We start from the raw sequence: 22990 nt of genomic DNA, 5'->3' as shown, positions 1-22990 counted from the left end.
TAGCCCGTAGCCCGTAGCCCGCAGATATCTATTTTCTTTTATTTTAGCTACAATGCGCAGCCATCAATTTATAGGTAAATACCCACAGTGACCCAGAGTTTAAAAAATTCAGTTTTAGCATTACGTGCCCAGCAAATAAGTGAATCTCGACGTGAGTTTAATGCCCGTGGTGGAAAAATGGATCGTTGTGATCAATGCTTAATTGCCAAGCATTACTGTATTTGTGAGGGCGCTGAGTACGCAAGCTGCAACGCTGCGGTATGTTTACTGATGTACCACAATGAAAGTTTTAAACCGTCTAATACAGGGCGTTTAATTGCTGAAATAGTCCCTGATAATTATGCGTTTCGTTGGGATAGAACCTCCCCAGATCCTGCTTTATTAGCATTATTGAATAATGATAAATATCAGCCTTTTGTGATTTTTCCGGCTGAAGATGTTGAAACTGATAGGGTGGTAACCCAGGTTGAAACGCATGCAGGTAAACAGCCATTGTTTATATTTTTAGATGGTACATGGCGAGAAGCTAAAAAAATGATTCGTAAGAGTCCTTATTTAGATAACTTACCTGTGCTGTCTATTACCTCAGAAAAACTCTCTGATTACCGATTACGTGTAGCGCCTCATGCTCATCAGTTAGGTACGGCAGAAGTGGCTATTATGGTATTAGCATTGGCTGGTGAAGTTGATGCGAGCACTAAATTAGAACAGCATTTTATTAAGTTTCGCGACGCTTATTTACTTGGTAAGCGTAACAAAGGCAGGCCGGAATAAAGTGCAGGGTATTAATACGAAAAAGCTGAATTTGACGCTTGAGTATAGCCTAAACATATATAATTTGGCTGACCACTGACTTTCAGGCAAAAGAAAAGCGCGAACCATCTCTAGTCGCGCTTGCGGAATCTTCTAACTTTGTTGCATCCTGCAATTGAACCTAATCAACTCCAATTTTTACGATCCGTGTCATTACAATATTACTTTCTAGTTCTATGTAATATAGGCTATCCGGGCCTGTCTCCATAAATCCCTAAAACATCCTGTATGGTAAAATCTATTACCAATCCTTATTGCACATCCGAGTGCATTCCCTTTGTTACCATTCCGTTGTGTTGCCTTTAAGGCCTGTCCTTTTTGTTCCCTATCCTTTATAAACAACTATTCCGCTGTTGTTATCCATTATGCATCATCCTGATGCTATCCCTTGTGCAACAATCCATTGCGATACTCATCCTGAGCCTGTCCTTAAATCCCTGTTATCCTAAAAACCAAACCTTGGTATTCGAGTAGTTAATCCGTTTCCATTTACCCGGTAAGCGTCGTTGCTTATTTATGGGTTAATTATAGAGAGTGATTTGCAGTAAATGTAGGATAAAACCGCTTATGGTTTATGTTCTTACAAATGAAATATTTATAAATTATTTAAAATACAATGGCTTGCTGTATTTATGGGGTGTTATGCAGGGTGTTTTTACTCATTTACTGCCATAAGCGTAAGAGATATCTTACAAGGGTTTTCTTTTTTGGGCGTATTTATCACTAAGTAATTATATAAAGTGTGCACTTTTTAGTTCATCGCGGTAAAATTAATGATAATAATTATTAGTCAGGTAAGAAAATATGAAAAAAACACTAGCGCTTGTCGTTGGACTAATTATCTCAGCACCTGCTGTTGCAACCGATGTTGTGAATATTTACTCATTTAGACAACCTTTTTTAATTAAACCTATTTTAGATGATTTTACACAGCAAACAGGCATTAAAACTAATGTTGTGTTTGCTAAAAAAGGCCTAATCGAGCGTGTTAAGCGTGAAGGCAAGCACAGCAAAGCAGATTTAGTTTTAACGTCTAACTTTAGTGCGTTAATTCAATTAGAAGAGCTAAAGCTAACGCAAACTATTGATAGCGAGAAGGTTAATAAGAATGTGCCGGCTGCATTTCGTGATGGCGATGGTCAGTGGGTGGCGCTCACTAAGCGAGTGCGAAATGTTTACTCTTCAAAAGAGCGTTTAGGTCCATTACCTGAGCTGAGTTATGAAGATTTAGCTGCACCTGAATATAAAGGTCAAATTTGTACTCGCTCTGGTAAACACCCTTATAACTTAGGGTTAGTGGCTTCTATGATTGCTCATCATGGTGAAGTCCAGACTAAAACATGGCTGGAGGGTGTAAAAGCGAATTTAGCGCGTAAGCCGCAGGGAAATGATCGTGCGCAAGTGAAAGCCGTTAAAGAAGGTTTATGTAATTTAGCTTTAGGTAACAGTTACTACTTAGGTAAAATGTTGCAAGATGAAGCGCAAAAACCGTGGGCAGATGCGGTTAATATTAACTTTCCAAACCAAACTAACCGTGGTTCGCATATTAACGTATCGGGTGCGGTAATTACTAAGTATGCTAAAAACCCTGAAAATGCCTTGAAACTTATAGAGTATATGACCGACAATAAGGCGCAAAATATGTATGCCTCGCTCAATATGGAGTACCCGGTCAAGCCAGGTGTTAAGCTTTCAAGTTTGGTTGCATCATGGGGAAGCTTTAAGGAAGACAGCTTACCGCTTGATGAAATTAGCAAATATCGTCCGTTAGCCCTTAAGCTAATTGATGAGGTGAAGTTCGATCTTTAATGACTTATAAATTTCAGCTGTCGAAGTGGCAGCTTATTGCGTGGTCGACAGGGTTATTACTGTCGACCCCGTTGTTTTTTCTGCTAGTAGAATCTTTACAAGGCGACTCAGAGGTATTTACCCACCTGTGGAATACCGTGCTGTGGGACTATATAAGTAATACCGTATTGCTGGTTTTAGGTGTAGGGTTACTTAGCTGCCTGATTGCGTTGCCACTGGGTTGGCTCACCGCTTATTGCCGTTTTCCTGGCAAACAACAGTTTGAATGGGCACTGATGCTGCCACTTGCCATGCCTACCTATATTATTGCTTATGTGTACACCGATTTGCTCGACTACGCGGGGCCGGTACAAATAACACTAAGAGAGTGGTTTGGTTGGCAATCACCCAGTGATTACTGGTTTTTTGATATACGCACTTTGCCAGGGGCTATCATCATGATTGCGCTGGTACTCTACCCGTATTTATATTTAATTTTTAAAACTGCACTACGTGAACAGTCCTTTAAGTTAGTCCAAGCAAGCCAATTAATGGGATTAAGTGCATGGAAAAGCTTTTTTAAAGTAAGCTTGGTGCTTTCTCGTGGTGCTATTGTTGCTGCGCTGGCTTTGATCAGTATGGAAACTATGGCTGATTTTGCTACCGTTAGCTACTTTGCAGTCAGTACATTAACCACCGCAGTATACGATACTTGGTTTGGTTATTACTCATTAACTGCAGCAGCAAAAATTTCAGGGGTGATGTTGTTACTGCTATTCTTAGCATTGATCACCGAGCGTTTTAGCCGTCGTAACCAAGCTGTATTTGAACGTCAATCGAGTGTGAACAGTGAGGCGCTTTATATTCTTAAAGGTAAGTCTGCATGGTTAGCAACAGGCTTTTGTAGCCTTATTTTAATAATCTCATTTATTATTCCTATGGTTGTTTTGCTCAAGTATGCAATCACGTATTTTGATCAAGCGTGGAGTAGTGAGTTTTTTAGTTATGCATGGCAAAGTTTGAAAGTGGCCGCAGTAGTGAGTGTAGTGACTATTGTATTGAGTGTTTTAGTGGTGTTTTATCAGCGCATTGCAAAACAAGCAAACCCACTTATGCCTGGGCGCTTAGCAAGTACCGGGTATGCACTACCAGGGACAGTATTAGCTATTGCTGTATTGTTGCCACTCACCCTATTAGAAAATACTATTAACCGCATTCTGACTCCTTATGATTTAGATATTGGGTTATTACTTACTGGTAGTTTACTTACTATTATTTTTGCTTATATTGTGCGTTTTTACGCAGTTGCTCATGGTGCTATAGAGTCGAGCTTTTCACGTATTAGCCCCTCGCTTGATATGGCAAGTCAGTCAATGGGGAAAAGCCAAGGCCACACATTACGCTTAGTGCATTTGCCTTTATTACGCCGAGGCTTATTAACCGCTGGTTTATTGGTATTTATTGAGTGTATGAAAGAGCTGCCCGCAGCCTTACTGCTAAGGCCTTTTGATTTTGAAAGTTTAGCTACGCACGTGTTTCAATATGTTAGCGATGAACAATTAGAGCTGGCCTCCATATCAGCTTTATTTATAGTGGTGGTAGGTTTTATTCCGTTATATTTTATTAACCGTTCAATGGAGCAACGTAGTTAAATGAGTAGTTTGATTTTACAAGGTGTGAGCTATGCATATAACGGGACTAAGGTTGTAGATGATTTAGACTTAACCTTAGGTAAAGACGAAATAGTGTGTTTACTCGGTGCCAGTGGCTGCGGCAAAACCACCACGCTTAAAGCCATTGCAGGGTTAATTGAAGCCAAACAAGGACAGGTATTTATTGATGGTAAGTTAGTCAGTGACGCCAATACGTTTGTGTCACCAGAGCATCGTAATATTGGCATGATGTTTCAAGACTACGCATTGTTCCCACATTTAACGGTGGCGAATAATATTGGCTTTGGTCTAAGCGGTATGAGCAAAACGGATAAACAGGCTCGCGTGGATGAAATGTTAAAACTTGTGCACTTGGTTGGCTGCGCGGATAGATATCCACATCAACTCTCTGGTGGTCAACAGCAGCGGGTAGCGATTGCGCGTGCATTAGCTTATAAACCCAGCTTACTATTGTTAGATGAGCCGTTTTCTAATATTGATACCCAAGTCCGCTTTGAGTTAATCGCTGATATTAGGCGTATTATTAAAGCTCAACAAGTGTCGGCAGTATTTGTTACTCACTCAAAAGAAGAGGCGTTTGCATTTTCAGATACACTTGCTGTTATGCACCAAGGTAAAATTGCGCAGCAAGGAACGCCAGAGCAGCTTTTTGCTAAACCAAGTTCAAAGGAGGTTGCAGAATTTCTGGGTCAGGGCATATACTTAAGCGCAACTGCATTAACAGCCACTGAATATGAAACGCAGTTTGGTGTGGTTAAATCAATACTGCCACAGCAACACGCAGTGGCTGAAAAGGGGGTTATTTATGTGCGTCCACACCAGCTTGAGCTTGCCAGTAGTAACAATAACGAACTGCAGTGTGAGTGCGTTACAATTCTAAGCAGTCGCTTTATTGGCTCTGCTTATGTATATACTGTCGTTATTGCTGAACAAGAAATAGAAGTTGCAGCTCAGTATGGCCAGTCATTTGAAATTAATGAACAGGTTATAATAAAAATAAAACCGCACACGGTGAATTTTTTTAAATCGTAATTAATCACTGTGTTTTGCTCTAAAAAGTAAGGAATAACAATGGCGCAAGCGCAATCAGGGATTTGTGCTGAAGCAAACTTACACGGTTTGCACTTATTTTTTAATGTACTTGATGGTCACGACGAATCACTTCGCGCTAAGCTTAAACAAGTGAGCGATATTGAAGATGAGTTTAGTGATCAGTTTTCTGAATCTATGCTTTCTTGCATGGTGGCAATTGGTGCGCAATATTGGCCGCATATCTTACCTGATTTCATGCCAAGCGAGCTGCAAAGCTTTCCTAATATTACCCATAGCGAGTTTGTTATGAGTGCAAGGCCATGTGATTTGTTTGTGCAAATCCGCTCAGACAGAGAAGACGTGAACCACTTGTTTGCACTACAAATACTCAAACTATTCACCCCTGATGTTGAGCTGGTAGAGCAAGTTCGTAATTTCCGTTTTTTAGATGGTCGTGATTTTAATGGTTTTATTTATGCGGGCGATACCCCACATGGCCGTCAAAAACGCGTAACGGCGTTAGTAAACAAACCTGATAGTTTTGAAGATCAAGGTAGTTACATTCATGTGCAGCGCTATAAACATGACTTGAGCCTGTGGCAGCATTTGTCATTACATGAACAAGAGCAAATAATGGGTCGTACACGCCTTGATAATACCTTGCTCAGCCCCGCACTTGAGAGCAGCCATGCAACCCGAAGTGAATTAAAAGACGAACAAGGTCAGGCACTGTTACTTAACCAAAGCATGCCTTATGGCGATGTGTATGAGCAAGGTATGTTAGTGATTACGTGCTCTGCTAAAGGGGATGCATTCGAAAAAGTGCTAACTAGCCGACTAGGGCAGGGAGAGAATTATGATCACTGGCTTGATTTTACTCAGGCGGATATGGGCTCTGCATTTTTTGCCCCCTCAGTACGATTTTTAAAGCAGTTATAACAATTACAAAACGGCTATGTATTATTCATAGCCGTCTTTATTACGGCGTTAGTGATTAAACCGTATCAAATAAAATACGAACACGCTCTAGTGTGAGGTCTATTTCTGAGATTTTAGCTGGTGCTATAAAAATAGTATCATCGCCGGCAATAGTGCCTAATACGCCATCAGCTTTGCCTAATGAGTCAAGTAAACGCGCAATGAGTTGAGCCGCTCCAGGACTGGTGCGAATAATAATCATCATTTCGTTATGCATAATATCAATAACGAGCTGGCGCAACGGGCTCTTAGCGGTTGGTACCCCCATTTCAGCGGGTAAACAATATACCATTTCTTGTTTTGCATTACGGGTGCGTACCGCGCCAAACTTACTTAACATTCGCGACACTTTACTTTGGCTAATATTATCAAAGCCTTGTTCTTTTAACGCATCAACTATTTCGCCTTGTGAGCCAAAGTTTTCTTCTTTTAAAAGTGCTTTAAAGGCTTTAACCAATGCTTCTTGTTTATCTTGTGGTTGCATAGTGTCTAATTAGTTATGTAATAGATACTGCAAATTCTACACAAAAATGCATAATTATGCAGCAGTTGTTTGCTTAAGTTGCCATTTTGCTGCGTTTAAACAGCAAAGTTTACAACTATGGTCGAAAATATAGCTAAAATAAGCAGGATAAATTTGTTTTTAGTCGTTAATTTCTTTATCTTATGAACCACAAATATTTCCTACCTCAAATCACGGAGAATTCCAATGAAAGTTGCTGTATTAGGTGCTGCAGGCGGTATCGGTCAAGCGTTGTCTTTATTATTAAAAACAGGTTTACCAGCTGGCTCTGAATTATCACTATATGATGTTGCGCCAGTAGTTCCTGGTGTTGCTGTTGACCTTTCTCACATCCCAACAGATGTTAAAGTTGCAGGTTTTGGTGCTGACGATTTAGATAAAGCATTAACAGGTTGTGATATCGTTCTTATCCCAGCGGGTATGCCACGTAAGCCAGGTATGGATCGTGCTGATTTATTTAATGTTAACGCTGGTATCATCAAAACACTAGCAGAAGGCATTGTTGCTAACTGTCCTAAAGCGCTTGTGGGTATTATTACTAACCCAGTTAACGGCACTGTACCAATTGTTGCTGAAGTATTTAAAAAAGCAGGTACTTATGATGCTAAACGTGTATTCGGTATTACAACACTCGATGTGATCCGTTCTGAAGCGTTCATTGCTGAGCTTAAAGGCGTTGACGTAGCAAGCGTTAAAGTTCCAGTAATTGGTGGCCACTCAGGCACAACTATCCTACCGTTACTTTCTCAAGTTGAAGGTGTTACTTTCACTGATGAAGAAGTGGCTGCACTGACTCCACGTATCCAAAACGCGGGTACTGAAGTAGTTAATGCTAAAGCGGGCGGTGGTTCTGCAACATTATCAATGGGTGCTGCTGCTGCACGTTTTTGTATGTCTTTAGTTAAAGGTTTACAAGGTGAAGATGTTGTAGATTATGCATACGTTGCTGTTGAAAATGGCGATGCAGAGTACTTCGCACATCCAGTACGTTTAGGTAAAAATGGCGTAGAAGAAATTCTTTCTTACGGCACCCTAAGCGCATTTGAAGAGCAAGCAAAAAATGACATGCTTGAAACTCTGAAAAAAGACATTAAAGAAGGTGTTGATTTTATGGCGTAATAGCCAAAATTAACCCATAAAAAAGCCTGCACTTGCAGGCTTTTTTATTGCTCGGAACTATCTACACAGTATAACTTAGTGGTCGCGGTCAACCGCTATTCTAGCTAAGCTAATTAACGCTTGCTTGTAACTTGATTCAGCTAAGCAATCTAAACAAGCAATTGCTTTCTCTGCTTCTTGCTCTGCTTTTTGCATAGTGAACTCAAGGGCATTGGTATGTTTAAGTGCAGCGAGTATCTCATCTAGATGCTCCATACCATTACAGTGCTCAATAGCGTCTCTTATTAACTGTGTTTGATGCTCACTACCGTGTTGCATTGCATATATAAGAGGTAACGTCGGCTTACCTTCAGCTAAATCATCGCCAATGTTTTTACCAAGTTGGTCGGCATCAGCGTTGTAATCTAAAACATCATCCACTAACTGAAAAGCAGTGCCTAAATGCATACCATACAAATTAAGTGCGTTTAATACACTGTCATCTTGCTCAGTAATAATAGCAGCTAGCCCGGTTGCAGCTTCAAATAACTTGGCGGTTTTAGAGTAAATAACCTGCATATAACTGGCTTCAGTAGTATCTGGGTCATTACAGTTCATTAATTGCAGCACTTCGCCTTCAGCAATAATATTGGTTGCATCGGCTAATACTTGCATTATCTGCATTTTACCAAGGCCTACCATTAGCTGAAACGAGCGAGTATAAATAAAGTCTCCCACGAGAACACTGGCGGCATTACCAAACTCGGCATTTGCTGTGGGTGTGCCACGGCGCAAGTTAGATTCATCTACTACATCGTCATGTAAAAGCGTTGCGGTATGAATAAATTCAATAATTGTTGCTAGCGTAATGTGATCTTTACCTTGGTAACCTAGCGCTTTAGCCGCCAAAATAGCCAACATGGGGCGAACACGTTTGCCACCGCTGTTAACAATATACAAACCAAGTTGATTAACTAACGCCACATCTGAGCGCATTTGCGCATGTATTAGTTGATTGACGTCATTCATATCGCTTTCGATTAACGCCTGGATAGCTTTTATATCCATTGATCTCCGAGCCAATTTTAATGTGTGAACGGCGCAGATTGTACAACAAAAAACGCATTAGCTCGATATTTTGTGATGATTCCTTAAAAAAACACCCTTAAGTAGGTTAAATGACCTATTAACTTGGTGAATAAATGATTAAACAGCGCGGTTTAAATTTGAATCATCCTTGACGGTTAATTGAACTACGTGGGCTTGCTTTGCGATTGCTAATTTATTTTCTCTAACCGTTAAAAAGCGCTTGGCAAAGGGGGATTTTAATATAAAATAGGGGAAATATTGAATTGCTCTCAATGCAGCTACTTTTTATTCATTTAATTACAAAAAGAGGCTTGCTAGTTTTTTCGCATTAGCGTAAACTTCGCGCCCTATTGAAGAATATTTTAGTTGCGTCGATTTGAGGGCGCACAGACGGAGTTAATTATGTACGCGGTTTTCCAAAGTGGTGGTAAACAGCACCGTGTGACTGAAGGTCAAACAATTCGTCTTGAGAAATTAGACGTTGAAACTGGTGCAGCAGTTGAATTTGATTCAGTACTTTTAGTTGCTGATGGTGAGAAGATCGAGATTGGTGTACCGTTCGTAAACGGTGGTAAAGTAACAGCTGAGGTTGTTTCACACGGTCGCGGTGAGAAGATTAAGGTTGTTAAATTTAGACGCCGTAAGCATTCTCGTAAGCAAATGGGCCATCGTCAATGGTTCACAGAAGTTAAAATCACTGGCATTAGCGCTTAATTAGAGGTACTTAGAAATGGCACATAAAAAAGCAGCTGGTAGTACTCGTAACGGTCGCGATTCAGAAAGCAAACGCCTAGGTGTTAAGCGTTTTGGTGGCGAATCAGTTCTAGCGGGTAGCATCATTGTTCGTCAACGTGGAACTCGTTTTCATGCTGGCGCAAACGTAGGTATCGGTAAAGACCACACTATCTTCGCAAAAGCAGATGGTAAAGTTCAGTTTGAACAAAAAGGTCCTTTAAACCGTAAATACGTAACTATCGTAGCTGAGTAATCAGTAAGGTAGTTAAAAAACCCCGCCTTTGCGGGGTTTTTTGTTTTAAGCAGCTCTAAATATATACCCAAGTGTTTTTATGCTCAGTGTGCTCTATAGGCCACTTAGGTATATAATAGAGTTATTAACAAGCCAATCCCTAAAGTGAGTAATCATGAAGTTTGTAGATGAAGTAGAAATTCGCGCAGAAGCTGGTGACGGTGGCAGCGGCATCGTGTCTTTTCGTCGTGAGAAATATGTTCCAGATGGTGGACCTGATGGCGGTGACGGTGGAGACGGTGGTAGTGTTTATCTACAAGCTGATGAAAACTTAAATACCCTTATTGACTATCAATTCGAGCGTTTTCATAGAGCAGAACGCGGTACTAACGGTCAAAGCCGTAATTGTACTGGTAAAAAAGGTGAAGATCTGATTGTAAAAGTACCGGTAGGCACACGTATTATTGATGTTGATACACAAGAATCATTAGGGGATTTAACCCAAGATGGTCAACGAATTGTGGTTGCAAAAGGCGGTTTCCATGGCTTGGGGAATGCGCGTTTTAAATCAAGTACCAATCGTGCCCCACGTCAAAAAACACTCGGAACACCTGGTGAAGTACGTAACCTTAAGTTAGAGCTAATGCTGCTCGCTGATGTAGGTTTACTGGGTTTACCAAATGCCGGTAAATCGACCTTTATTCGCAGCGTATCGGCTGCAAAACCTAAAGTAGCAGATTATCCATTTACTACGCTTATCCCTAACTTAGGTGTTGTTCGTCCTGAAGCAAATAAATCATTTGTCATTGCCGATATTCCTGGCTTGATTGAAGGTGCATCGGATGGTGCAGGCTTAGGTATTCGTTTCTTAAAGCATTTAGAACGCTGTCGTGTGTTATTGCACATTATTGATGTTATGCCAGTTGATGGTTCAAATCCTGTTGATAATGCTTTTGCAATCATTAACGAGCTACATCAGTACAGCCCTAAGCTTGCTGAAAAGCCTCGCTGGTTAGTATTTAATAAAATTGACTTATTGCCAGAAGATGAAGCCAAGGCCTTATGTGAGCAAATTGCAGAAGAGTTAGGTGAGTCTGAAAATATTTATAGTATTGCTGCAATTAATAAATTGAATACTCAGCCATTAATTCACGACATCATGACGCTACTTGATAACATGCCTAAAGAAAAGTTTGTTGAAGTTGCAGACGAAGAGGTTGAATTTAAATGGGATACCTACCATCAAAAAGCCACTAAAGGCGATGATGATGACTGGGATGATTGGGATGAAGATGATTACGACGTAGAAGTTGTCTACGAGCGTTAATGATAATTGTATATGTTTAAAAGGAGCTAACGCTCCTTTTTTATTTTTTAATAATAAAGAATTAGGTGTTTAGTGTGATAATTTCAATGATTGCAGCAATGGCAAACAACCGTGTCATTGGTTTAGATAATAAAATGCCATGGCACTTACCTGGCGATCTTCAGCACTTTAAAAAAGTAACCTCTGGTAAGCCCGTTATTATGGGGCGTAAAACATTTGAGTCGATAGGTAGGCCGCTGCCTGGGCGTCGCAATATTATTATTACTCGCAACACTGAATATAAAGCAGCGGGAATTGAAACAGTAACCACGCCTGAGGCTGCACTTGAGCTTGTTAATGATGTTGCAGAGGTGATGATTATTGGCGGTGGAAACATTTACCAGCAGTTCTTAGGGCAAGCACATCGGTTGTATTTAACCTTTATTGACTTAGATGTAGAAGGGGATACACAGTTTCCTGATTACCAAAATGTTGCAAGTTGGCAAATTGAAGATGAAATGTTGATGGCAGCTGATGATAAAAATAAATATAGTTATAAGTTCGTAACTTTGAATAAAATCTCTTAACATTATTGCCAAAATCTGAGCGTGTTGGTACAATATTAAACAGTCGAGTACGAAAAAAGTATTAATATAGGGTGTCCAATCAATGATTAAATTACCGAAGCTAGTTGTAATTGCTGCTATTGCAGCGGGTTCGTTTGCTTATACTGCGCCTGCAAGCGCTAATGATCAGTTAGCTGTTTCAATCTGTGAATACATTGCTGGTGATGATAAAAACCGTCTGCGTAGCAAATTAAAAAGTTCACGTGTGAAAGTTCGTAATATCTATGATGCAGTTTTCTGTAATGGTAATAACTTATTGCGTCACGCTGTTGCAAGTAATGCAGTTGATACAGGCGAGTACATTGTTAAAAACTTATCAAAGAGCTCACTTGAAGATGGTGCCGATATTGCTTGGGCTGAGGCAAATCATGCTGGATCACCTTTAATCCCTATTATTAAAGACCGCGCAGGCCTTTAAATAAAAGCTTAATTAATAAAAAAAACCGCGTTTAAACGCGGTTTTTTTTTTACTTAGATAAATTGTCATTTTACACCCTGTTTAACTACCTTTAAGTCTAGTTCCCCCTGAGTATTTATCCTTATTACTCTTATTACTCTTATTACTCTTATTACATAAAAATGTCATAAAAACTCAATACTCTATGTGTATGTCAGTTTTGAGATATATTTATGCGTGTATCATTTTTTACCCGTTTACTAGCCATTTTATTAACGTTAGCAAGTATCCTTTTAGCCGCTACCTTGTTATGGGCAAGCCATACATTACTTAAACTTCAGCAACAAGATAGTGCATATAGCCAATTAAAAAATAGCATAATGGTCGAGCTTGCCGATCATTTGGAAAGTTATTTAGTACAAGGTAATAGCCAATACCTAAAACAATCATCGACCTTGATTGAGCAGCTTAAAGCGCAACAGTTAACAGTGCTGCCTCCTGAATTAGAAATTCGTTTAGCTGCACAATTAACTTCATTAAATACAGATATTAATGGTAAATACAGAGCACTTGGAAAACTATCTGGCAATGAAACTGCGCTGTTAGATAACGCGCTTAGACAAATGGCCGGCTCAGCCTCTTCACTCATTAATTATGCGCAAAAAGCACCAATGCAAACCAGTAACGCTCTTAATTATTATAAATTAGCGAGTGATTATTACAGTGAAGTGCTTAATTTATCTTTATCGACTTATCAGTTGATCAATGATTACCAACCTGAGGTAGAGAAAAACCTGCAACAAAGTATAAAAACCCTAAATTTACTAGCTATAAATATTGAGCAGTTACCGAACTTAGGGGTAATGACTGAGGTTGATGAGTTTGCTTTATTTGTAGATGAGGAACCGGAAGATTTGGCAGCTGAAATAAAAGCGGAGTTGGTGAGTTGGCCTAAACGTTATTTGCGCGATTTAAGCAGTACTTTATCGCAATCAAAACAACGTGATTCTGGAACGAATGAGTTACGTGAACAAATTAGTTTAGTATCAAAAACAGTGATTGAGGCAGAGCAAACATTAAAAGCACAGCAAGATAACGTGAAACGACAAGTGTTTTGGGTGTTTGGAATAGCAATAGGCGGATTAGTAATATTAGCTTTTAGTGTCTATTGGGTACAGCGCAGACAGGTTTTACAGCCTTTACGACAACTGCGAGATGGGTTTGCATTTTTAATAGAAAGTAATGAGTTAAAAAATATTACAGTGAATAATCCTAAAACAGAGGTAGGAGAAATAGCACAGTATTTTAACCAGCTAATTGAGCGCCAGCGTTTAGAAGCGCAAGAAAGAGCGAATATGCTCAATGTAGTCAGCCAGTTTATGCAGCAAATGAGTGAGCATTTACATACTATTGGGCAAAAAAGTAATGCGAGTTATCAGCAGGTAAATCACAATGAAGAACTGCTTCTTAATATTCAGCAACTTGGTGAGCAGGTTAATCATATTAACGCTCAGGCTGCTGAAAATGCCCAAAGTACTTATGAGGCAATGCAGCAAAGTGTTGGTTTTGCTAAAAGTATGCTTAATGCCAGTTCTGAAACACAGCAACGTATTGAGCAGGGGATGCATAGTGTTCAGGAATTACTGAGTGGGGTGCAAGGAGTGAGTAATATTATTACGGTTATACGTACCATCGCTGAGCAAACAAACTTACTCGCGCTCAATGCTGCGATAGAATCAGCAAGAGCCGGTGAGCAAGGTCGAGGTTTTGCCGTAGTTGCCGATGAGGTAAGGCAATTAGCAATGCAAACCCAAGGTTCGTTAAAAGAGATCAATGATCAGTTGGCGCTACTAAGTGAAAACTCTCAAGTGGTTTATAAACAAATCAATGCACTAACTGAGGATGCACAATTACAAACTGCAAATGCTCAAGAGCTTAAAGCAAACTCTGAAGGAGTTGCAGGTAATGCGCAGCAGGCTAATCAAGTTGCGATTGATGCAATGGAGCTGGCTAAACAGCAAAATGAGTTGCTCCAAGGCTTTACTCTATCGATGCATGATATGAAAAGCCAAGTAAGTGAGTCGAGTGAATTAGTTGCTGATATAGGCTCGCAGTTAGAGTTGCAAATGACATCTATTAAAGAAGGTCTAGGTTTAGATAACAACAGCGATTAATCGAAGACGAATTAAATATTAATCTGTATGCTAAAAGACTATGTAATTAACCTAAGGAATTAATATGATAGAGCAAGGTCAAACAATACCTGCAGTAAGTTTATCTCAGCTTAGTGATGAAGGTATGCAAACGCTCACTAATAATGAATTATTCGCAGATAAAAAAGTTGTATTATTTGCAGTGCCGGGTGCTTTTACGCCTACTTGTTCCAATGCTCATTTGCCTGGTTATATCGCGCTAGCTGATAAATTCAAGGCTAAGGGTATTAACGCTATTTATTGTGTATCGGTAAATGATGCATTTGTTATGAAAGCATGGGGCGAGTCACAAAATGCAGAACATATAGATATGCTTGCAGACGGCGATGCCAGTTTTACTCGTGCCTTAGGGCTTGAAAAAGATACTGCTGGCTTTGGTGGTTTGCGTTCTAAGCGCTACGCTATGGTTGTAGATAATGGTGTTGTTAGCGAATTACTTGTAGAACAAGAAAAAGAATTTGTAATAAGTAGTGCTGAAGCCGTTTTAGCCAAGCTATAACTAAGCTGTTTTAAGTATTGAATAAAAGCCGATACATATGTATCGGCTTTTTTTATCTAAGGAGAAAGTAGTTTACGGCTGGTATTGACCGCTTAGCGTTAAACCAGAAAAGGTTTGATACGCATTTACGCTTAGATGCCATGTTCCCGCTTGAGGGTTACTAAATGTACATGTTTCAGCGTTACCATTTTTATAAGGACGACAATCATAGCTTGAGCTAGTTGGTTGACTGCCAAATTTTACAAATAAATCTGCATCACCGGTGCCGCCAGACGTTGTTACTGTAAAGCTAGCCATGCCAGCTGGCACATCTAGCGTGTAATGTTTCCACTGACCTGCATTTGCAGTAACATCAGACACTGTGCCACCACCTGCTTGAGGTGTACCTGAACCACCACCGGTTGAACCACCTGTAATGTTACCGACTAAGCTAACACCAGTGTAGGCAGAATAACCATTTAACATTATATGATAAGTACCTGGGGTTGGGTTATCAATAGAGCACTCTTCACTGTTACCGCCTTTATAAGGGCGACAGTCGTATGTAGAGGTAGTTGGTTTGCTACCAGCACGTACATACAAGTCAGCATCACCTGTACCACCGCTCATAGTGAAAGTAACATTAGTGGCACCGCTTGGGACTGTCATAGTGTAAAAGTCTTGTGCACTTGCTGCACCACTTAATCCCGTTTTCACTTGTCCATCAACAAGCTCATTATCACCTGATGTTGGCGGTGGTGTGCCACCTGATGCTGCGGCAACAGCGGCTGCAGCATCCACAATACCTGTGCCACAGCTAGTACATGTTGCAGAGAATGAGCGAGTGGTTGTTTTTAAGATGTTTTCAATTTCATCAGGAGTCGCATTTGGTTTAGCTTGTTTGATCAATGCAGCAACACCCGCAACATGAGGTGCAGCCATTGATGTACCTTGCGAAAAACCATAGCTGTCGCTTGATGGTGTTGTTGAACCTGAGTTGTAAGTAGATAAAACACCCTCAGAATCATTTGCAAAGCTTTGCGCGCCACCTGGGGCTGCTACATCAATATTACTACCATAATTTGAGTAATATGCGCGGCCACCATTACGGCCAACTGATGCAACGTTAACAACACCACTACAGTTACCTGGGTTGTAGTTTGCAGAATTATCGTTATCGTTACCTGCGGCAATAACAACAACAGTACCGTTATTGCGTGCTGTATTAATAGCATTTTGAGTCGTTGAGCTACATGCACCTGCACCACCCAAGCTCATGTTTATAACATCAGCAGGGTTAGCATTTGCCGATGTACCCGACACATTTCCACCTGAAGCCCAAATAATACCATCAGCAATGTCAGAGGTTAAACCTCCACATTTACCTAACACACGTACAGGCACTACTTTCGCGTCGTAAGCAACACCAGCAACACCTTCACCGTTATTAGTTACCGCAGCAACAGTTCCTGCTACGTGAGTACCGTGCCAGCTAGAACCTTGTGCACCGTTGTTACCACATTCTCCGGCTGCAACAGCATCCCCTGGATCGCGAGCATCGTTATCACGGCCATTGCCATCATTAGCGACTGATAGATTAGAGATCATATCGTAGCCAGGTAAAATATTGGCGTTTAAATCAGCGTGCGGACGGTAACCAGTATCAAGAACAGCTACAACCACGCCGCTACCTGTAGCAGTATCCCAGGCTGTTGGTAGATTTAGGCCACCGGCTTGCTCATAGTAATGCCATTGGTCGCCATAACGAGGGTCGTTTGGTGTTGCAAATGGCTTTAACATTTGATCGACTTCAATGTATTCAACATTGCCTGAATTGACCATTTCTTGCATAAACTGTTGTGCTTCTTCAGCATTGAGCTTTTTGTCGGCACGCATTACGTGATGATCATTCAATGCCATTGCGCGGATATATTTAGCTTTAACTTTACCTTTTTTTGAGGTGAAGTTTTTTACAAAGCTTTGCGCTTTTTTATTCATCATTGCAGGCGATGCTTCAGTTGTTGATACGTTCATCATATCGCTATTATTTTTATATTTGATAATGAACTGAGTTTCAAACCCACCTTGATTTTGCATTTTAGCTGAGGTTTCAGCCATAGAAGGTGAGATTGCTTGTGCTGGATTTGCCATGCTTGAGCTGGCTGCAAATAGTGTACTTATTGTTAGCGCAACAGCGCATTTTTTAAATGAATCATTAGAAGTCATAATTACCCTTAGTTTTATTATTATTTGTGGAAAGCCACAAAGCGGGTACAAAGGTAAATGATCTGTTAACTATTTTGAAATATTAAATACGTATGTGCCTATTTCATTTAGTTATAACCGTGAATTCAGTAAGCTTTCAGTCGTTTTGTATTTGTTTTTATTATTTTGACGATCCTAATGTATTAGATTTATTTGGTGCTTTTTATCATTATTTAATTTTTATTGATAAATTAAAAACAATATAACAGCTATCTTGTTGTTACCGAAACTTTGTTATAATTCACCAAAGTTTTTAAGAGATGACCAAATGACTCACCTTGATGTGATAGTGATCGGTGCCGGAGCTGCAGGTTTAATGTGTGCAGCACAAGCAGGATATCGCGGCCGAAGTGTTACAGTGCTTGATATGGGTAAAAAGCCAGGACGTAAAATTTTAATTAGTGGCGGCGGGCGTTGTAACTTTACTAACGAAAATGCGAGCCCTAATAACTATTTATGCACTAATCCCCATTTTGTAAAGTCGTGCTTAAGTCGTTATACCCAGCATGACTTTGTAGAGCTTGTAGACCGACATAGTTTGGCGTATCACCATAAAACATTGGGACAATTATTCTGTGACAATAGCGCACAAGACATTGTTGATATTTTACTAACAGAGTGTGAGTGGGCGGGTGTTACAATTAAACTACGCAGCGAAGTGTTAAATGTAGCTAAAACAGCAACAGGTTACAGTGTCACAACTGAGCAAGAAACACTGACCTGTGAGTCGTTAGTTGTCGCATCTGGCGGTTTAACTATGCCTAAACTTGGCGCGACGCCAATAGGTTATAAAATTGCAGAGCAATTTGGTTTAAAGGTATTGCCGACGATGGCCGCTCTAGTCCCCTTTACCTTACATCAGCACGATAAAGAGCGTTTTGAAGGGCTTTCGGGTATTAGTATTTCTTGTGAAGTTGCAAGCGAAGATGGCACTGTATTTAAAGAGAATATTTTATTTACTCACCGCGGCTTATCCGGGCCTGCCATATTACAAATAAGCTCATTTTGGCGAGCAGGTCAGGCGGTGACGATCAATTTATTACCTGAACTAGATTTAAAGCAACAGCTAGCCGATTGGCGAGAAACGCAAGCGCAAAAATCGTTAAAAAATAGCCTTGCTACTATCTTACCTAAGCGTTTTGTTGAAATACTCTATGACAGTAAAGCTATTCCTGATTGCAATATTAACCAGCTAACGCATGGCCAAATAGATGCACTCGCGGATTATATTCATGCTTGGCAAATTAAGCCAAATGGTACCGAAGGTTACAGAACCGCAGAAGTGACTTTAGGTGGTGTAGATACCGATGAGCTAAGCTCAAAAACATTTGAGGCTAAAAAAGCCAAAGGTTTATACTTTATTGGTGAAGTGACCGATGTAACGGGTTGGCTAGGAGGCTATAATTTCCAATACGCGTGGAGCTGTGGATTTGCCGCTGGGCAATACGCGTAAAAAGTCGCTCAGCGCGGCTTATTAAACCTGCCACTTAAGCTCTTAAGTGGCATTTTTTATTTCTAACTTTTAAGTCTATATTGCTGCATTTTACTATTCGGTTTTTCGGGAATAGTCATTTCGATTATGCCTGCATCAATTGCAGGTTTTAAATAGCGCTCTCTAAAATGTTTTCGATCTTTTAACCCTAGCTGGTTTTGTAGCTCTTGTCGGTTTAATGGTTTTTCGCTTTGGTTAAATACATTTATTAAAGCGATGACTTGGGGGGCTTGTATGTCTAAGTGTATAGTGTTTTTAACTTGAGGGGGTTGTTGTGGGGTTTGGATTTTTGTTATTGATTTTAAATCACTTTCTAAAATATCTAATGCTGAAAGTAATGTCTCTAACATGTACTCAATAAACACGGATGAGTCACCGGTTTTGGTACTTAGGTTAATGCTTTCAAAGTATCGTTGGCGTGTTGCCGCTATTAAGTTATGAATGTTTAGCAATGAAAACAGCGTATGCCATTGTGATAATTGTTGGGTTTGCCACACACACGCTAACTCAGTATTACCCTGTGCAACCGGTTGAATAAACTGTAATTCATAATGGCATACTGCACTACTGATTAGAGGGTGGTGGTTAGTTGTATTAAACCACGCAAATAATTCTTCTACCATTTGTGGCACTCGCATTGCCTGTGGTGCCATTTGTAAGCCATTTTTTAACGCTAGACCTTGCTCTCTATAACAGCCTGACTTTTCACCTTGATCTTTCATTAAGCTGCGATGCAGAGCTAATAAGCTATCTGGGCTTGATAGGTCAGATACTGTAAATTGAAATTCAGAGTTTTTCATTTGTATAGAGGTGAGTTTTTGTTGCTTATAATGCTCAATATTTGCTGGCGAATATAAGGCACTGATTTTACCTAAAGCTTCACTAATATTTGCAATGCTGTGAGTCATGCTGGCTGAGATTGAAAATGGGGGAGTGGCGTTGCTCATTTCGTTATAGAGGTTATTTAAATCAGGAGATTAGAATACGCGAACTGAATATAAAAGTCAGTTTTAATAGTGATTTAGTATTTATTTAAAACTTTACATAGTCTTTAATTACTGGTTTTAAATGTTAAACCGACGCCAAATAGCGCCGGTTTATTAGTTACTCTTCGATAAACGCTTCACCTTCGTTCATCCACTTAGCGGCTGGCTTGCCTTTTAAGTAATGATCAAAGTACTGCATCATACGTACTGAGAAATCTACCTGATTAGGGAATTGCTTTAAGTGATGCGGTTCACCTTCATATTGTAAAAATGTAGCATCTTTACCCGCACGGCGCAGTGCTAAGTAATATTGCACGCCTTCATGCCATGGCACAGCATCATCTTTATCACCAAACATAATCAGAATCGGGGTATTTACTTTATCCGCAAAAAAGACTGGCGAGTTCTCAATATAAAGCTCAGGGGCTTCAAATAAGTTTTTACCAATGCGACTTTGCCCTGTTTCATATTGAAATTGGCGAGCAAGCCCTGACTTTAAGCGAATGCCACTGTAGGCGCTGGTCATGTTAGACACTGGCGCACCCGAAACTACAGCTTTAAACATATCAGTTTCAGTGATCATAAACGCGCTTTGATAACCCGCCCATGAATGGCCTTGTAACCCTATTTTATTAGCATCGGCAATGCCTAAATCAATCAGCTTTTGAGTGGCGTTGATCATGGTTTGAGTTGAAGACTTACCTGGATGACCTATTTCAAAACGAATATCAGGTAAAAAGATGGCGTAGCCATTTGATGTAAACATCGGAAAGTTAGGGCGATGATTTAATTCCATTTTAGGGAAATCGTACATACGCTGGCTCATATAGCGGTAAAAGTACACCACAACCGGTACTTTATCGCCTTTTTTATAGCCGGCAGGTTTGATTAATACCCCTTGTAAATCTTCTCCATCAAAGCCTTTATAGCTAATAAGTTCAGGCTTTTCTCCCCAAGCAAAATTAGTTACCTGAGGATTAAGGTTAGTGACTTGTTGTGCTTGTTTGAAGCTAAAGTCTGTTTGATAAATATCAGGAAATTGCTGATAGGTTTGCTCAGTAAATAAGTATTTATCGGCATTTTTGGCTTTTTTAATTACATCAAAACGCTTATTACCTGTGAGTACTTTAGTAACGTTAAGCGTTGTTAAATTAAGTTTAGTCACCTCACTTTGCTTACTTTGTAAGTTAATTGCAGAGAGCAAAAGAGTATCATTGCTGTTAAAGCCCACTTGGTTTTTATCAAGCTTGATTACTCTGTACTGAGTATTACTTTGTTTACCATTAGTTAAGCGTTTGGCTTGCTTGGTATTTACATTAAACGACCAAATATCGTATTTGCTATAAACCAGTATTTCGCTGCTATCGTTAAGCCAGCCAGCAAAGCCATAGCCAGGCTGCTTAGATGGATAATCGTGTTTGTCATCGGCAAAGGTGGCGTTAACCGCTTTGCTGAGTACGCTCACTTTGTTATTGCCTAAGTTTTTAAGCTGTACTTGGTTATTATCAAAGTAAGCAGCAAACTGACCATTAGGCGCAAGGCTTGGTCTAAATGGGTAGTCGTTAATAATAGGGGTTTGTTTACCCGTTTTTATATCAACAGCAAAGTAGTCAGCAAAAAAACCGCCATACATTACTTTTTCAAGATGAGCTAAATTTGAGTAACCTAATAATGAATCCGCGCGTTCAGTATTAAGTGCGACCTCAGGCATATTTGGTGTGCTTAACTGCACAACTTGTTGCGAGTTTACATGGTATACCGCCGTGTAATGTCGATTCTTATTACTTTCATTCCATTGCTGCTCTTCGCGAGGTTTAATTTGCGCATCGTTGTTGTGCCATACATTTAACCCTTTTTGGTCGCGAATAACCTCAAAGTCATACAGTGACGACTCATCGGTATATTCCTTTTGTTTAACTTTTTCAGCAAGTTTTGGGCGGTTTTCAAAGTACAAGCGTGTACCATCTTCGGCCCACGTTAATGTCGCGGTTTTACCCATTAACCATTCTGGGTTAGGTGACTGCACAGTGGTAAGCGTCTCGTTTTGCCAAAGCGTTAATTCGTACTGGCGGCGGCGCTTATCATCGTTCACATAGTTACCTAAGGTAAATGCAACACTCTTATTGATTGGATGCCAAGCTATTTTGCTGGCAACCACACCCGGCTCATCAATTAATGCCGTGCTGGTGAAGTCATCGAGTGAAAACAAAGTAATTTGATTATTGTTACCATCCACATAGCTTTGGCTCACTAATAGCTGATCGCTGGTGGCGCTAATATCATAGGTGAAGGCACTTTCAAGAGTGTGGGTGCGTTTATCGCTTAAGTTGACGACAACCAGCGGGTAGCTTTTATCTTTTTTATCAGCTGTGATAGCGCTATCTTTATCGGAGTTTTTATCATCCGCGTCGGTGCTCTCATTTTTACGATAGGCAAGCCATTGGCCGTTATTAGCGAGTACGTAATCTTTTACGTCATTAAAGCGTTGTTGCTCACCGGTTTGGGTATTCACTAATACTAGATTGTTTTTTAAATCACTTTTTTTCTTAGTGGTCTCTTTTTCAAGTAGGGTAGGCACTTGGGTGAATGCAACCCAGTTCGCCATTTTGTTAATTGTAGGGCGAGTGCCTCGCTCTACTTCAGCAATAAGCTTGTTGTTATTTAGCGAGTAGACTTGCCCAGTGGCATTGCCACGATAAGGAGTTGCACTTAAAGAGAGGATTTGACCATTTTCAGAAAGCTGTGTGCCTCTTGCAGATTTAAAATCAAATACATCTTTAAATTCTAATGGCTTATTTGCTAAGGCACTGGCGCTCGTTAAGCTGGAAATAAGTGCACAGCCTATAAGAGTGAGTTGTGTTTTCATTATAGATTCTCGTTTTTTAACATTATTTTATTGTAACGAGTTTTAATAACAATTCGAGTAGATACGATAAGCGGTAGCAAGGCAGAGATGAGAGGGGAAAAATGAATGGTAAAAGGTTAAATTTTCGGGCCACGGGATGCGAGGTGTTTGGCATCGGTAAAAAGTTAGGGAAGTAAAAGTTTAATTGTGGTTTTCAATTTTTTACTTTTTGCTCTGTGTTCAAATTAATTTTTAAATATAATTTATAAAAAGAACACAGAGTTTATGTGGAATTGATGATAGGAGAATAATTTAATAACCTTGCTGGCAAGATTACCTAAAACCTAAAACCTAAAACCTAAAACCTAAAACCTAAAACCTAAAACCTTATAACCTAAAACCTTAAACCTTAAAAACAAAT

19 protein-coding genes are annotated in these 22990 nt (G+C 40.0%); 14 read left to right on the top strand and 5 right to left on the bottom strand.

The features are described 5' to 3' along the window. The first annotated feature begins 87 nt into the window (after positions 1-87). The 5 genes from CWB78_RS10800 (at position 88) to CWB78_RS10780 (ending at position 6245) form a co-directional block, all read left to right on the top strand. A complete protein-coding gene (locus CWB78_RS10800) occupies positions 88-774 on the top strand; it encodes a tRNA-uridine aminocarboxypropyltransferase (RefSeq protein ID WP_138569569.1) in 687 nt (228 codons plus the stop codon). Positions 775-1617: 843 nt separating this feature from the next. Then, on the top strand, positions 1618-2622 hold the full coding sequence (locus CWB78_RS10795) for a Fe(3+) ABC transporter substrate-binding protein (protein WP_054201948.1): 1005 nt from the start codon (positions 1618-1620) through the stop codon (positions 2620-2622). Further along, positions 2622-4253: an ABC transporter permease gene (locus CWB78_RS10790; protein WP_138595522.1), complete on the top strand. Its 1632-nt coding sequence runs from the start codon at positions 2622-2624 to the stop codon at positions 4251-4253. The genes CWB78_RS10795 and CWB78_RS10790 overlap by 1 nt, the downstream gene beginning before the upstream one ends. Next, positions 4254-5306: an ABC transporter ATP-binding protein gene (locus CWB78_RS10785; RefSeq protein WP_054201946.1), complete on the top strand. Its 1053-nt coding sequence runs from the start codon at positions 4254-4256 to the stop codon at positions 5304-5306. Between the two features lie 39 nt (positions 5307-5345). Continuing rightward, positions 5346-6245: a Dyp-type peroxidase gene (locus CWB78_RS10780; protein WP_054201945.1), complete on the top strand. Its 900-nt coding sequence runs from the start codon at positions 5346-5348 to the stop codon at positions 6243-6245. 55 nt (positions 6246-6300) lie between these two features. On the opposite strand, the gene argR is transcribed toward CWB78_RS10780, so the two are convergent. Continuing rightward, a complete protein-coding gene (gene argR, locus CWB78_RS10775) occupies positions 6301-6768 on the bottom strand; it encodes a transcriptional regulator ArgR (RefSeq protein WP_008466460.1) in 468 nt (155 codons plus the stop codon). A gap of 225 nt (positions 6769-6993) precedes the next feature. Between argR and mdh the strand changes: the two genes are divergently transcribed. After that, positions 6994-7926: a malate dehydrogenase gene (gene mdh / locus CWB78_RS10770; RefSeq protein WP_008466462.1), complete on the top strand. Its 933-nt coding sequence runs from the start codon at positions 6994-6996 to the stop codon at positions 7924-7926. A gap of 75 nt (positions 7927-8001) precedes the next feature. On the opposite strand, the gene ispB is transcribed toward mdh, so the two are convergent. Continuing rightward, entirely contained in the window at positions 8002-8973 is a 972-nt protein-coding gene (ispB, locus tag CWB78_RS10765) for an octaprenyl diphosphate synthase (protein ID WP_008114958.1), read from the bottom strand. A 423-nt stretch (positions 8974-9396) separates the two neighbouring features. Between ispB and rplU the strand changes: the two genes are divergently transcribed. The 7 genes from rplU to CWB78_RS10730 all read left to right on the top strand — a co-directional run bounded on the left by rplU (position 9397) and on the right by CWB78_RS10730 (position 15002). Then, a complete protein-coding gene (rplU, locus tag CWB78_RS10760) occupies positions 9397-9708 on the top strand; it encodes a 50S ribosomal protein L21 (protein ID WP_004587921.1) in 312 nt (103 codons plus the stop codon). 16 nt (positions 9709-9724) lie between these two features. Further along, positions 9725-9982 carry a 50S ribosomal protein L27 gene (gene rpmA, locus CWB78_RS10755; protein ID WP_004587922.1) on the top strand — a complete coding sequence of 86 codons (258 nt, stop codon included), beginning with the start codon at positions 9725-9727 and terminating at the stop codon, positions 9980-9982. Positions 9983-10136: 154 nt separating this feature from the next. Continuing rightward, entirely contained in the window at positions 10137-11288 is a 1152-nt protein-coding gene (gene cgtA / locus CWB78_RS10750) for an Obg family GTPase CgtA (protein WP_055012496.1), read from the top strand. A gap of 74 nt (positions 11289-11362) precedes the next feature. Further along, positions 11363-11854: a type 3 dihydrofolate reductase gene (folA, locus tag CWB78_RS10745; RefSeq protein ID WP_171040342.1), complete on the top strand. Its 492-nt coding sequence runs from the start codon at positions 11363-11365 to the stop codon at positions 11852-11854. A gap of 82 nt (positions 11855-11936) precedes the next feature. Next, a complete protein-coding gene (locus CWB78_RS10740) occupies positions 11937-12311 on the top strand; it encodes a DUF3718 domain-containing protein (protein ID WP_054201942.1) in 375 nt (124 codons plus the stop codon). Positions 12312-12523: 212 nt separating this feature from the next. Next, on the top strand, positions 12524-14464 hold the full coding sequence (locus tag CWB78_RS10735) for a methyl-accepting chemotaxis protein (RefSeq protein ID WP_138595520.1): 1941 nt from the start codon (positions 12524-12526) through the stop codon (positions 14462-14464). A gap of 64 nt (positions 14465-14528) precedes the next feature. Then, the gene (locus CWB78_RS10730) at positions 14529-15002 is read left to right on the top strand and encodes a peroxiredoxin (RefSeq protein WP_054201940.1); all 474 of its coding nucleotides are present in this window, start codon (positions 14529-14531) and stop codon (positions 15000-15002) included. 72 nt (positions 15003-15074) lie between these two features. On the opposite strand, the gene CWB78_RS10725 is transcribed toward CWB78_RS10730, so the two are convergent. Then, positions 15075-17207, bottom strand: coding sequence for a S8 family peptidase (locus tag CWB78_RS10725; protein WP_055012498.1), 2133 nt, complete (start codon positions 17205-17207; stop codon positions 15075-15077). A 307-nt stretch (positions 17208-17514) separates the two neighbouring features. Here CWB78_RS10725 and CWB78_RS10720 point away from each other — a divergent pair, with 307 nt between their 5' ends. Continuing rightward, complete coding sequence (locus CWB78_RS10720) at positions 17515-18699, top strand: BaiN/RdsA family NAD(P)/FAD-dependent oxidoreductase (protein WP_138595518.1); 1185 nt, start codon at positions 17515-17517, stop codon at positions 18697-18699. A gap of 62 nt (positions 18700-18761) precedes the next feature. Here the strand turns inward: CWB78_RS10720 and CWB78_RS10715 are convergent, their stop codons facing one another. Next, complete coding sequence (locus CWB78_RS10715; protein ID WP_138595516.1) at positions 18762-19685, bottom strand: Fic family protein; 924 nt, start codon at positions 19683-19685, stop codon at positions 18762-18764. Positions 19686-19842: 157 nt separating this feature from the next. Further along, positions 19843-22590 (bottom strand): S9 family peptidase, encoded by a 2748-nt coding sequence (locus CWB78_RS10710; protein ID WP_138595514.1) that lies wholly within the window; start codon positions 22588-22590, stop codon positions 19843-19845. Positions 22591-22990 lie beyond the last annotated feature (400 nt).

It is taken from the genome of Pseudoalteromonas sp. S1612, assembly GCF_005887175.1.
GTDB classification, from domain to species: Bacteria; Pseudomonadota; Gammaproteobacteria; order Enterobacterales; family Alteromonadaceae; genus Pseudoalteromonas; species Pseudoalteromonas undina.
Note: the sequence above shows the minus strand (reverse complement) of the source record. Positions and strands in the feature narration are given on the sequence as shown.